The organism is Cupriavidus sp. PB-02 (assembly GCF_058252315.1).
In genome coordinates this window covers 597,476-609,444 of sequence record NZ_JBXPSX010000003.1, presented here as the reverse complement: position 1 = coordinate 609,444, position 11,969 = coordinate 597,476, and the positions used below count along the sequence as shown (strand labels likewise).

Genomic DNA, 11,969 nt, shown 5'->3' with positions numbered 1-11,969 from the left:
GGCGTTGCGCAGGCAACAGCCACGGTTTTGAAACCCATTGGACCTTGTCTGGCACCAACGTTTCTCTGGGGCGGCACCGCCGCCAGGGTGATCGACAATTCATCGCCGATCGCTTGATCCCGATGGGTGTCTGGTGCGATCCGGTTCGCAACCAGCCGCGAGAAAACGGATGCGATACCGCCCCTGCAGGCAGCCGCGACAGGATAATGGAAGGAATTTCGCCAGATTGCCATGATGATGGTTATTTTCATCATCATGGCAATCTGGCGATGGGGAGGATTTGCACCTTGACTTCGGCCGGCTAATGGGTGTCACGTTGGCATAACGAAGCCGCAATGCGTGGAGGGCGTGAACTGCCGCCTCATGCGGGGGACGGATTTTGAGTGACTTCGGTAAATTCGCGCCAGGCCAAGAATCGGGCGGTGAGGAGTTTTCGGTAAAGCGAAGCGCGCAGCAGATGTCGCTACAGGGCGAAATGCTGACGGATCGGCCCGAAGCTTGAGAGGAAGGCCTGGGTGCGCTTCGGGTCGCGGAATCCGCGCATGCGCCGCTCGCGTTCACGGGTTGGCTGGTGGCTGTTCTCGGCCCGATTGTTCACGCGTGCGGCTGCCTTCACGAACACATGTTTGACACCTGCCAGCTCTGGAATCTCCTCCTTTGCGGCCGGGTAGCTGCGCAGCTGGTCAGTGACGATCTTGCGGTGCCGGACAGGAACGCAGCACACGCGGAAAAAAGCGTTTGGCCGCGGCCTTGTCGCGCCGCTTTTGCAGCAGGATGTCGAGCTCGGCGCCGTGTTCGTCGACCGCGCGCCACAGCAGGTAGGGCTCGCCGCGCAACGACACGAACATCTCATCCAGATGCCACGTGCTGCCTGGCTTGCGACGTGCAGCCTTGACGCGATGCGCGAAGCCCGCGCCGAACTTGTAGCACCAGCGGCGGATCGTCTCGTAGCTGACGATCACGCCGCGCTCAAACAGCAGCTCCTCGACGTCGCGCAGGCTCAGGTGGAAGCGGTAATACCAGCGCACGACCCAGCTGATGACGGCCGCCGGGAAGCGGTGCCCGTGGTAGAGCGATTTCTTCTTCATCGCCTCATCTTACGCGACTACCTCACCAACGTGACAACGCCATTGCGGGGAGTCCGGCAATTGACGACACTGCCCGAAGCATCACTGCGACAGCCAGTTTTGGTGTGTTGGTTATAAATTTCGCGACGGCAGGGAAGACCGTCACCGAGAAATCCCTGTTCGCTGCCGCCGACGCCCTACTCTATGAGGCCAAGAACTCCGGGCGCAATACTAGCAGGGTTGAAGAATGGTCCGACGCGCCATCCATTCGGAGGATTCCTTTGCCTCAATCAGGATAATACGATGCAAGCGACGTGGCTTGAATATGGATGCATTTCACGACAACCTGAGTAGCAGCTTCCTCACGTTCCAGGGGTGGCAGAAAGGCTGCCATGTATCTAGTTCCATACTTTAATTGGATTTAGATGCTGTGAAACTCATACACGAAGGGTTACGGGGGAAGTAGCGCGAGGGTCCTTGGTCACGTTGGCGGCAAAGCACCGCTGACGGCCAAGGAAGCCGACAGTTGACGGGGGAGCAGCATGAAGAACAACAACGAGCCACGGACAGCGTGGCCGCACCTGCAAAGCCTTGACCAATGCATGGGGTGGAAGGACACCATTGCGGCGGCAGACCTCGCACTCGGGGAAGCCACCCGCATCCAGCATGGCGTGCGAGCCAATCTGAAACTCCACCAACAAGTGCGAGAACTAAAGGAAGAACTGCGGAAGGCATACGCCGATCTGGACCGCTATCGCCATACGCACGCCCGGGCAGTGACCAATCTTCGCCAGCTTGAAAACGAGAACGCTGATCAGGGCAGCAGGCTGGAAGCGAAGATCGAAAACCTACAGCTTCGCCATCGCGTCTACAAGCTGATGACGGAGCACTATGCACGTACGGCCTTGCGCTTGGACCCCGCGACATTCGCTCTGCATCGTGATCGCGTCGTGCAGCATGTCCTGTTACAGAAAGGCAAAGGGGTGCCGATTCCCAAAATCGGCTTGGGTGGTGTGGGGTTGCAACTGCTGTAGTTGCTTGGTTACGCTGCCGACGCTTCCTTCGCGTCATGAGGTAAGAGAGAAACCGCACGGAATGGCACATCTGCTTCTGGCACTGTCCCTATAACGAAATGGGACGTGGTCCAGCTTGTGCAACTGTGCCGCCGCTGTTCAGCGCCTTTGCCAATTGCGGACCCGAGTTTGACTGAACGCAAGGGGGCGCGGTGGATGACAATTTCAAGATGGGCTTGATGGTGTTGGCACTGCTCACGGCTGTCATCTATGCGTCAGCCAAAGCGATGGGCATGGAGATGGGCGTCGGCGATGCGGTGGTGCAAGTGGTGCAGACTGCCACCGATCTGCTGCGCCGCCTGTTCTAATAGTTGCGCGGTGCATTATGCCTATTGCATCACAGTTAGCCGCCATGATGGGTCAGCCTGATTTTGACCTCGTTGAATCGAATCGGAAGATCAACGATTCCACGATGTCGAACCCTCGCAGTTGTTCCAGCCAGCGCGCCGGAATACCGGCCAGACCGAACTTGACGCCCGCCAGTCCGCCTGCAATACAAGCAGTGGTGTCCGTGTCATGACCGAAGAGGATCGCAGTTCGAACAACATCTTCGAACGACGCTTCTTCTAGTGCCCGACGCGCCGACCATAGGCAGTCCGGTACGTATCCGGTCCCGCTTGGCTTGTCGGTCGTCGGAAAGCTGCGCAGCACGTCCAGTTCGGCGAGAAGCGCCTTCCGTTCCCGATGTTCGGGCCAGTCTTCGTAGATGTCGGCCAGACGACTGTCAGCCCATCTCCACGGTTCGTCCAGCTTCCGCAGATAGCCTCTCGCGACCAGAACGTAGAACGCACAAGCCCCCAATGAACGGGGATGTGCATGGGTTGGCAAGGACTGAAGGTGTGCGTCCTTGACAAGCTGTTCGTCGCTGCCGGTATGCCACAGGGCCAACGGCAGAACCCGCATAAGGGAACCATTGCCGTTGCTGCGTTCATCGGTCCCACCCGATTCGTGCGGCGAGACACCTTCGCGAAGGTAGCCCAACGCCTCGGCAGTCTGGATACCACAGTCAAAGACATCGCCATCGACAGCCATGTAGCCATCGTCCAGCCATTGCAGCAACCGGGCGGCGAAGTCCGTCAGTGAGAACTTGCCCTGTTCCAACAGGCTGGCAAGCAGACACAGGGCTTGGGCACCATCATCGGACCATGTTCCGGGCAGCACTCCGGCATGCGCCGGTCTGAAGCCAACCGGTGGCTGCATTTCGATCTGCTTCTGGCTTGGCAAGTCTTCGGGGGTATGAAACTCGTATGGCACGCCGAGTGCATCGCCAATCAGCAGTCCGACCAGTCCGCCGATCACTGGACTGGACGCATGGGCCTTCAATAGTAATGCGAATCCATTGTTTTTCTCCGTCAAATCGCTCTCCCCGGTTGGTTGTCCGCCAATGGAAGCAACTGGTGCGACCAATGGTGTCAATGGTACCGATCAGCCCGGTACTCACCAATGACTATTGGAACAGTTCCAGTGCCACTGTTCCGACCATTGGGACATACACAACGGTTGACGCGGCGATCCGTTTAGAGGGTCGGCGCTTCTACCCAGGCTTCATATCGCTAGGCTGAACATCGTTGAGCCCAGCACTACCACGACCAACGCACGCCGAGGTTGCCGAACCAGCCTTCGCGCGGCGGCCCGCCCAGGCTGGTCAGATATCCCGCCGTGGCATAGACGCTGCCATGCCGCCCCGACTTGCCGACGACGCCGAACTCGAAGCGCGCGGCGGTGTAGTCTTGCCCGGTCGGCACGGTGGTGGTGCCGGCAAAGATGGTCTGACCGGTGCTGTCGAACATGTGCATGACATCCGCGCGGAAGTACGGCTGCCAGGTTGCGCCCTGGTATGGGATCACCTTCTGCACCCGCACGCCGGCGCGCATCAGCGTGCTGTTCGCGTTGTCGAACGCGACCGTGGAAGCCTGATCGGTCAGGTCATTGACCGACAGGTGCTGCCACACCACCTGCACTTGCGGCTCGGCGGTCACCGTCGGCGATAGAGTAAGCGGCAGTCCCGCCTCCACCGATACACTTCCCGAGGAAGAAGCGATCGCCGCCCGGACCAAGCGGGCAAAGGAGAAGGTCGATCTTCTCGTTTATGCCCACGACGGCCACATCAGCATGTGAAATTTCTTCAGTAAGGGTCCGCGCAAGATCAAGGAGTGATGCATTTGCGCGACGCCCCACTTACTCATAAGTCAGGAATTTAGCGGACAAATGATCTATGCTTGAGCAATAGACATTGAGGGGAGCGTTCATGAAACGGGACGGTCGTAGTCTGGCTCACAATACGCTTGAAGAAATGCGCATCCTAGCGGTGCAACGCATGGCAGAGGGAGAGCATCCGGATGATGTCGCTGCATCGTTCGGGATGAATCGGTCGTGGGCATACAAGGTTCGCGCCCAGGCGCACGGCCGAGGTGTACGGGCGCTGCGCTCGACCAAAGGCACGGGTCGCCCCCGTGCGCTCACGTCTGCGCAGGAGCAGCGGGTGCTGCGATGGATCAACGGCAAGAATCCGATGCAGTATGGGTTCGATTTCGGCCTCTGGACACGCAACCTGGTTCGCGAACTGGTACAGCAAAAATTCGACGTGAAGCTGAGCCTGGCATCGATCGGTGCGATGCTGGCACGCCTAAACCTAACGCCGCAAAAGCCACTGCAGCGCGCCTACCAGCGCGATCCGGAAGCAATTGATCGCTGGCAGCACGACACGTATCCGGCTATTGCCAGGCAGGCTCGTGAGCAGAAGGCGGATATCTTCTTTTGGGATGAATCGGGCTTTCGAGCTGACTCGGTGCATGGCAAGACCTGGGCGCCGCGCGGCGAAACGCCGATTGTCGAGCGACCGGGCCAGCGGCAAAGCATGAGCGCGGCGTCCGCCGTCAATTCAAAGGGGGCCTTCTGGTTTGCTACGTACGAAGGCGGGCTCAGCGGCGAGTTGTTTGTCACGCTGCTCAAGAAGCTGATGCTCAATCGAAAGAAGGCAGTACATCTGATCGTAGACGGATTGCCAGCGCACAAGAAAGCCATCGTCAAAGCCTACGTCGCCAGTACGCAGGGCAAACTGACCTTGCATTTCCTGCCCGGTTACGCACCTGACCTAAATCCAGATGAATTGGTGTGGAGTCACGTGAAGCGCAACGGCGTCGCGCGACGTCCTTTGCAAAAAGGCGAAGAGCTGGGCCCGCGAGTTCACGAGCAGCTTGCAAAAATTCGACGCAACCCGAAGCTCGTGCGCTCGTTTTTCAGGCACCCATCTGTCCGCTATATTTCTGACCTATGAGTAAGTGGGCTTATCCGCCGCCAGACACATAAGACAATATAAGACAAGTCAAATGCGTTCACTTGTTCGGCGTTCGTGACGCCCGCTCTAAACAGCGGGCGCCTTTTTTCTCGGGTGCCAAGGAGTCTTGCAGATGCGTACGCGAATCGTTCGCATTGTGCCTGCTTATTATGGCTGGGCACTCGAAATAGAAGGTCCTACGGAAAGGCTCCAGATCTATTCATCCCTTGAGGCTGCAATAGCTGCCGGATGGCACCGAGCGAAGCGCGAAAACGCCGAGCTGCACATATACCGTCAAGACGGAACGGTTCGCTTGCGCAGCGGCCTCGCTAAGGATCCGCTCGGAGTACAGGAGTGATGCTGTGGCCGGCCGGCACCAGCCTACGCTCAGCCTGTCCAAGACAGGGCGTCGACGATGAGGTTAAGGAGATACACGTGAGCGATCCGCGCGAGATTCCTGATTGATGCACCGGTCATCGCACGCTGACGCAATACTGAGCCTTTGTAGGATCCCGCCCAATAACCTGCGCCTTCGCACCTGACCTATGACAGAGGCATAGGCACCAGCATGGAGATCATCATGCAACCCGGATTAGAGGTCACGCGCAGCATAGAGGAGGATCTTAAGGATCTGGACGAAACGGATCTGGCCATCGAGCGTTTGGGGAAACGCATCGCTGCGCAGGAACTGCGGACTGCGCAGTTGAAGAGGGATCGTATCGACAGTGACACTGCCGAGAAGATGCTGGCCAACATGCGCGACAGCCTCAAGAAACTCATCATGCACCGCGCGCTTATCGTGCATGCCATCGCCGGCTCTGTCGCAATAAGCCTCCGGTAGAATGGGCCGGTGTCGAACTCAGCAAGTGTTGGCAGCGGTCATGAACTTGGAAGTTGCGAAGGTATTGAAGCGTCTGCACTACCCGCTGGACGTGATGCTGACCTGCGTGCGGTGGTATGTGGCCTACCCGCTAAGCCTGCGTCATCTCGAGCAAATGATGGCCGAGCGTGGCATCTCGGTTGACCATTCGACCGTGCACCGCTGGGCGCTGAAATTGCTGCCGGCGCTGAACAAGATCTTTCGCTCTCGCAAGCGCCCGGTGGGAAAAAGCTGGCGCATGGACGAGACCTACATCCTGGTACGCGGTCAGTGGAAGTACCTGTACCGGGCGGTCGACAAGGCGGGCCATACCATCGACTTCCTGTTGCGTGCCCAGCGCGACAAGGCTGCGGCGCGGCGCTTTTTCGAGAAGGCCATCGCGCACAACGGCCAGCCCGACTCAGTGACCATCGACGGCAGCCCGGCCAACCTGGCGGCCCTGCGCGACATCAACGCCGAGCAGGAAGCTCCCATCGCCATTCGACAGGTCAAATATCTGAACAACCTCGTCGAGGTGCGACACGAAGTCGCTTACAGAAGTTGTTCGCCCTTCTCGCCGTATAGAAGGAGTGAACCACCGGTGTCACCCGGTGAATCCAGGAGCCTGAATCAAGAGCGGCTCTGACAACGTAACGAAGCGCCGCAAGGCGCGGGGTATCAATCGCGAGAGGCGTACCCTTCTGGCAGCCATAAGCCGGATGAGTGCCAGATAGTCGGTATGGTGAAAACATTTGAATCTGCAACAGGGTCGTTATGTTGAACGAGCGGAAATGGCTATTGCGCTCGAACCAAACGGTACTGGAGGTGGGAACAGCGTTTCTCGATTACGCGTTCGTGACCCATATACCTTCCGGCCCAGAGCAGGCACCTAACCCGACGTACTTCCGTAAGCGGAACGTGGAAACCCCGTATCGCTCCCTTCGGGGACAGCAGGCTGCGAGGCCTGCCCATGGCGGTGCGGGCACAGGATCGGGGAAAAAGCGAATGCCCGACTGTAATGGACGGGATACGGGTTGCAACATCACCCGACGCGAAAGCGGGCAGACTTCCTCATGGTCTCTCCTCACCAGAGAGTTTGCAGAATCATCTATACGGAAGGAAAGCAAATGAGTGCAGCAACACGGGCGCGTGCACCTTCTGGCGTGGCGTGGGACGGCATCAATTGGGCCGATGTTCAACGTCAGGTAAGAAGGCTGCAGTCGCGTATGGTGAAGGCGGTACAGGCCGGCCGCCATAACAGGGTGAAAGCCCTGCAATGGCTGCTGACCCACTCGTTCAGCGGCCGTGCATTAGCCGTCAAGCGGGTGACTGAAAACAAAGGCAGGAACACCCCCGGTGTGGACAAGGTAACGTGGAAAACACCGGCGGCAAAGGCCAACGCGATTGCGTCGTTGAAGAGGCGGGGTTATTCGCCCCTTCCGCTTCGGAGGGTTTTTATTCTGAAGAAAAACGGCAAGACGAGGCCCCTCGGCATCCCCGTGATGAAATGCCGCGCCATGCAGGCGCTACATCTGCTGGCGCTGGAACCCGTTGCGGAAACCACTGCGGACCTGAACTCTTATGGGTTCAGGCCGGAACGCTCAACTGCTGACGCTGGAGGACAATGCTTCATTTCTCTGGCGAAAAAGGCGAGTGCGGAATGGGTGCTGGAGGCTGACATTCAAGGCTGTTTCGACAAAATTTCCCACGACTGGATGATCGCCAATCTCCCCACGGACAAGGTGATCCTAAAGAAGTGGCTCAAAGCGGGCTACGTGTATCAAAACGAACTCTTCCCCACTGACGCCGGCACCCCGCAAGGGGGAATCATTTCACCGGTGGCAGCCAACATGACGCTCGATGGCCTCGAAGCTAGGCTAGCGGAAAAATTTCCGCGAGCCAGGCAGAGAGGACTGAAAATTAACATGGTGCGTTACGCGGACGATTTCATTATTACCGGCCACTCGAAAGAGTGGCTGGAACATGAAGTCAGGCCGGCAGTAGCTGAATTTCTGGCGGAACGCGGGCTGGTCTTATCCCCAGAAAAAACCAGGATAACGCACATCAAGGAGGGGTTTGATTTTCTCGGATGGAACATTCGCAAGTACAACGGCAAGCTACTGATGAAACCGTCGAAAGCGAACGTCAAGGCGCATCTTGACAAAATTCGTGAAATCATCAAGGCCAACAAGACGGCTAAACAGGCGAGCCTGATAAGGCTGCTCAATCCTGTTTTACGAGGATGGGCGAATTATCACAGCCATGTAGTCGCCAAGAAAACCTTCGATCGGGTTGATCACGAGGTCTGGTCAATGCTATGGCGATGGGCGGCAAGAAGGCACCCTAACAAAGGCGCCCGATGGATAAAAACGAAATACTTCAAAACCAAAGGTCTCCGGGACTGGGTATTTGCCGCCACAGAAAAAAAAGAGGATGGCACGACAAGAGAGGTCACCTTGCTGAAGGTATCGGACACGCCAATCAAACGGCATGTCAAGATCAAGGCGAGCGCCAATCCGCACGATCCGCACTGGGCGCCGTACTTCGAATCCCGATGGGGCCAGAAGATGCTGAACTCGGCGCGAGGGCACGGTAAGCTGTACCGTGTCTGGCTAAGGCAAGATGGCATGTGTTCCAACTGTCAGCAGCCCATCACAATGAACACCCGCTGGGATGTTTCGCATATTGTGAAGCAAACTGACGGCGGGACGGATGCAGCAAGCAACCTTCAAGTGCACCATCTCAATTGCCGTAGAACTCCGCAATACGCCTGAAAAGAAGTTGTGCCACCGGGTGTCGACAGATGCCTTTGTAGAGGCTTGAGCCGTATGCTCCTAAAGGCGCACGTACGGTTCTTAGGGGGCCGTACCGCAGCAATGCGGTACGGCTACCCGACCAGGACCACCGGTCCATCAAACGCCGGGTCAGGCCGATGCTGGGATTCCAGAATTTTCGTTGCGCCCGCATTATCCTGGGTGGCATCGAGACCATGCACATGATCCGCAAAGGGCAGGTGGTCACCCCAAAGGGGAGCAGTCCGTCCGCTGCCGAGCAATTTTACTCGCTGGTCGCATAAGCGCAGCACCTCGGCGATCCCCGGCTGGTACTACTCCTTATCGCGACAAAACCCGAAGTCCTTGACCGGGTCGTAGGGCATGCTCCGGAACACCGCCACATTGGTCACCATCGACGAGTTGCTGCCGACGAACAGGGTGTAGCCGTCCGGCGCGGCTTCGGCCACAGCGCGCGCGCCGATGAAGCTGTTCGCCCCTGGGCGGTTCTCCACTACGAAGGGCTGTTTGAACTTTTCGCTCAGGTGTTGGGAGATGAAGCGTGCCGTGGTGTCAGCGCCGCTGCCCGGCGGCAGCGAGACAATGACCTTGACCGGCCGGTTCGGAAAATCGGACTGCGCCGCGGCCGGCAGCCCGGTCAGCGCCAGCGATGCCGCGAGCAGGCAATGCTTCAAGGGGTGGAATGCCATGTCGTCTCCTTGCTGTCTTTCGCCCGGCCGGGCCAAGTGCCGCGGCCGGGGTACCGCCATCGTCCGGTCAGACGCGCCGCTCGAGGAAGGCGTCCAGCGCGGCGTCGTGTTCGGGCGTGTTGTGGGCCAGCGCCTGGAAGCCCGCCGACATCTCCATGATGGTGTCCAATCGTGCATGGACGGACTCGCGCAGCAGGCGCTTGGTCATGCGCAGCGCATGGCCGGAGTTGCGCGCGATGCGCTGGCCCAGCTCCATGGCTGTCGGGAGCAGGGCGTCGGGGGCCACCACTTGCGACACGAGGCCCCATTCGAGCGCCTGGCGTGCGTCGATGGCGTCACCGGTAAAGGCCAGCTCGCAGGCGCGCGACATGCCCACCGCCTGGGGCAGCAGCCATGCACCGCCGTCACCCGGGATCAGCCCGAGCTTGACGAAGGTGGCGGCAAACGTCGCGTGCTCGGACGCGATGCGGATATCGCAGGTACAGGCGAGGTCATTGCCGGCGCCCAGGGCGGGGCCGTTGACCGCGGCGATGGTCGGCACCTCGAGGTCGCACATGGCCAGCGGCACGCGCTGGATGCCGTCGCGATAGCCATAGCGGCTCAGCACGGGCTGGACCAGCCCGCTGCCGAGCTTGCTGCGCAGCGTTTTCAGGTTGCCGCCGGAAGAGAAGGTCGGCCCCGCGCCGGTGAGGATGACGGCGCGCACCGTCAGGTCCCGGTTGATGGTCTCGCACATCTGCACCAGGGCCTCGATGGCGTCGTCGTCCGAGATCGCGTTGCGCGTCTCGGGGCGGTTCATGGTGACGATGGCGACAGCGCCTTCGCGCTGGATATCCAGAAAGCTGCTCATGTCTAGGTCGAATAGAAGGACAGGGGGAGCCGGCGCGAAAACGTGCACGGCGATTTCCATTCGATGCTACGGACTGAGCGGCGCTGTGAAAAATACTTTCGGTATGTCGCGCAATACATCGGCTGTATCGCGCCATGGCACCGGGCGCGGCAGCTATGCCTTCTCCATCAGCGCATCACGCACCTCAATCAGCGCGGCCAGGTAGGCGTCGTGGTACTTCTTCATCCGATCCGCCGGGCCTGCCACGGAGATGCCCGCCGGTTGGCCGCCCAGCAGCCCGGTCACCGCCAGGCCATACACTCCCTCGCTGCCTTCTTCGCGCGCCTCATGCCAGCCACGCTTGTGGCCACGGGAAATCTGCGCCATCAGCGTGTCGACGTCGACAATGGTGTGTTGCGTGAGCGGGCGCAGGTTGCTCCTGGCCAGTGCGGCGCGTGCTTCCTCGGGCGGCAGCAGGCTTAGCAGGCCCTTGCCCAGCGCGGACGCATGCAGGGCGGCCCGCGAACCGACTTCGATGATGTAGCGCAGTGGCAGGCGGCTGGGCTGGGCGGCGACGACCTTGACCGCGGCGGTATCGAGCACGCCGAAGAAGACGCTTTCGTTTGTCTTTTCCCCTACCTGTTCCACGGCTTCCTGCGCGACGGTGCTGAGCGGATCGTTCTCTGCGATTTGGCGCGCGACCTCGAACAGGCGTCCGGTGGGGTAGAAGCGCCGGCTGCGGGTGGTGCGCATCAGGTAGCCGAGCGAATGCAGCGTATGCAGCAGGTCGGAGGTGCTGCTCTCTGGCAGGGAGAGCAGGCGCGCCATGTCGGAATTGGACAGCTCGCGCCGTTCGCGGGCGAAAACTTCGAAGACCGCCATGGCGCGGCCGGCGGCTGGGATCAGGGTAGGCATGGATTGGCAGGTGGAAATTCGGATACCGGCAGTACTATACGAAATTTCGTAAAGCACCGGAAGCCTGCCGTGCAGTGCTACCGCACCACGCCGCCCTGCCGCAAGCGGCGGATGTCTTCCCCGGCATAGCCCGCCGAGCTCAGCACCTCATCGGTATGCTCGCCGAGCAGCGGCGCCCGCCGGTGCACTCCGCCCGGGGTTTCGCTTAGCTTGATCGGCACGCCGGCGATCCGCACAGCCCTGGCCGAGCCCGGTTGCTCGACTTCCACCAGCACCTCGCGCACTGCGTAGTGCGGATCGGCGAAAATCTCGGTTGAGGTATAGACCGGCCCGAACGGCACTTTGCCGCCCAGCGCTGCCGCGATTTCCGCCTTGCTTCGCACCGCGGTAAAGGCCTCGATCGCATCGATGACCTGCTGCTGGCGCTGCACCGGGCGGCATTGGTGGCAAAGGCTTCGTCGGTGGCAG

General features: G+C 59.8%; 11 protein-coding genes and 5 pseudogenes. 9 read left to right on the top strand and 7 right to left on the bottom strand.

What is annotated here, in order from left to right; translation table 11 throughout:
• Positions 1 to 44: 44 nt before the first annotated feature.
• Positions 45 to 305 carry a hypothetical protein gene (locus tag AC10V3_RS37250; protein WP_374063722.1) on the top strand — a complete coding sequence of 87 codons (261 nt, stop codon included), beginning with the start codon at positions 45 to 47 and terminating at the stop codon, positions 303 to 305.
• A 56-nt stretch (positions 306 to 361) separates the two neighbouring features.
• Here AC10V3_RS37250 and AC10V3_RS37245 read toward each other — a convergent pair.
• A pseudogene (locus AC10V3_RS37245) lies at positions 362 to 1,088 on the bottom strand (IS6 family transposase).
• A gap of 521 nt (positions 1,089 to 1,609) precedes the next feature.
• Between AC10V3_RS37245 and AC10V3_RS37240 the strand changes: the two are divergent.
• Positions 1,610 to 2,101 (top strand): hypothetical protein, encoded by a 492-nt coding sequence (locus tag AC10V3_RS37240; protein WP_490924638.1) that lies wholly within the window; start codon positions 1,610 to 1,612, stop codon positions 2,099 to 2,101.
• A 191-nt stretch (positions 2,102 to 2,292) separates the two neighbouring features.
• Positions 2,293 to 2,448, top strand: coding sequence for a hypothetical protein (locus AC10V3_RS37235; RefSeq protein WP_349604776.1), 156 nt, complete (start codon positions 2,293 to 2,295; stop codon positions 2,446 to 2,448).
• A 52-nt stretch (positions 2,449 to 2,500) separates the two neighbouring features.
• On the opposite strand, the gene AC10V3_RS37230 is transcribed toward AC10V3_RS37235, so the two are convergent.
• A complete protein-coding gene (locus AC10V3_RS37230; protein ID WP_490924678.1) occupies positions 2,501 to 3,439 on the bottom strand; it encodes an ADP-ribosylglycohydrolase family protein in 939 nt (312 codons plus the stop codon).
• Between the two features lie 281 nt (positions 3,440 to 3,720).
• Positions 3,721 to 4,209 (bottom strand): annotated as a pseudogene (locus AC10V3_RS37225) (autotransporter domain-containing protein); the annotation flags it as partial.
• A gap of 179 nt (positions 4,210 to 4,388) precedes the next feature.
• On the opposite strand from AC10V3_RS37225, the gene AC10V3_RS37220 reads away from it, so the two are divergent.
• The 6 genes and pseudogenes from AC10V3_RS37220 to AC10V3_RS37195 all read left to right on the top strand — a co-directional run.
• The gene (locus tag AC10V3_RS37220; RefSeq protein ID WP_374063751.1) at positions 4,389 to 5,417 is read left to right on the top strand and encodes an IS630 family transposase; all 1,029 of its coding nucleotides are present in this window, start codon (positions 4,389 to 4,391) and stop codon (positions 5,415 to 5,417) included.
• Between the two features lie 133 nt (positions 5,418 to 5,550).
• Positions 5,551 to 5,775 carry a DUF2188 domain-containing protein gene (locus AC10V3_RS37215; protein ID WP_349604779.1) on the top strand — a complete coding sequence of 75 codons (225 nt, stop codon included), beginning with the start codon at positions 5,551 to 5,553 and terminating at the stop codon, positions 5,773 to 5,775.
• Positions 5,776 to 5,985: 210 nt separating this feature from the next.
• Positions 5,986 to 6,258, top strand: a complete 273-nt coding sequence (locus AC10V3_RS37210; protein ID WP_349604780.1) for a hypothetical protein — start codon at positions 5,986 to 5,988, stop codon at positions 6,256 to 6,258.
• Positions 6,259 to 6,298: 40 nt separating this feature from the next.
• Positions 6,299 to 6,862 (top strand): annotated as a pseudogene (locus AC10V3_RS37205) (IS6 family transposase); the annotation flags it as partial.
• A 541-nt stretch (positions 6,863 to 7,403) separates the two neighbouring features.
• Positions 7,404 to 9,050: a group II intron reverse transcriptase/maturase gene (ltrA, locus tag AC10V3_RS37200; RefSeq protein ID WP_490924637.1), complete on the top strand. Its 1,647-nt coding sequence runs from the start codon at positions 7,404 to 7,406 to the stop codon at positions 9,048 to 9,050.
• Between the two features lie 92 nt (positions 9,051 to 9,142).
• A pseudogene (locus AC10V3_RS37195) lies at positions 9,143 to 9,352 on the top strand (DDE-type integrase/transposase/recombinase); the annotation flags it as partial.
• 54 nt (positions 9,353 to 9,406) lie between these two features.
• Here the strand turns inward: AC10V3_RS37195 and AC10V3_RS37190 are convergent.
• From AC10V3_RS37190 to AC10V3_RS37175, 4 genes and pseudogenes are all read right to left on the bottom strand, one after another.
• Positions 9,407 to 9,757, bottom strand: a pseudogene (locus AC10V3_RS37190) (Bug family tripartite tricarboxylate transporter substrate binding protein); the annotation flags it as partial.
• A 67-nt stretch (positions 9,758 to 9,824) separates the two neighbouring features.
• The gene (locus AC10V3_RS37185) at positions 9,825 to 10,607 is read right to left on the bottom strand and encodes a crotonase/enoyl-CoA hydratase family protein (protein ID WP_349604789.1); all 783 of its coding nucleotides are present in this window, start codon (positions 10,605 to 10,607) and stop codon (positions 9,825 to 9,827) included.
• Between the two features lie 153 nt (positions 10,608 to 10,760).
• On the bottom strand, positions 10,761 to 11,501 hold the full coding sequence (locus AC10V3_RS37180) for an IclR family transcriptional regulator (RefSeq protein ID WP_349604788.1): 741 nt from the start codon (positions 11,499 to 11,501) through the stop codon (positions 10,761 to 10,763).
• A 77-nt stretch (positions 11,502 to 11,578) separates the two neighbouring features.
• Positions 11,579 to 11,932 (bottom strand): CoA transferase, encoded by a 354-nt coding sequence (locus AC10V3_RS37175; protein ID WP_349604787.1) that lies wholly within the window; start codon positions 11,930 to 11,932, stop codon positions 11,579 to 11,581.
• Positions 11,933 to 11,969: the final 37 nt, after the last annotated feature.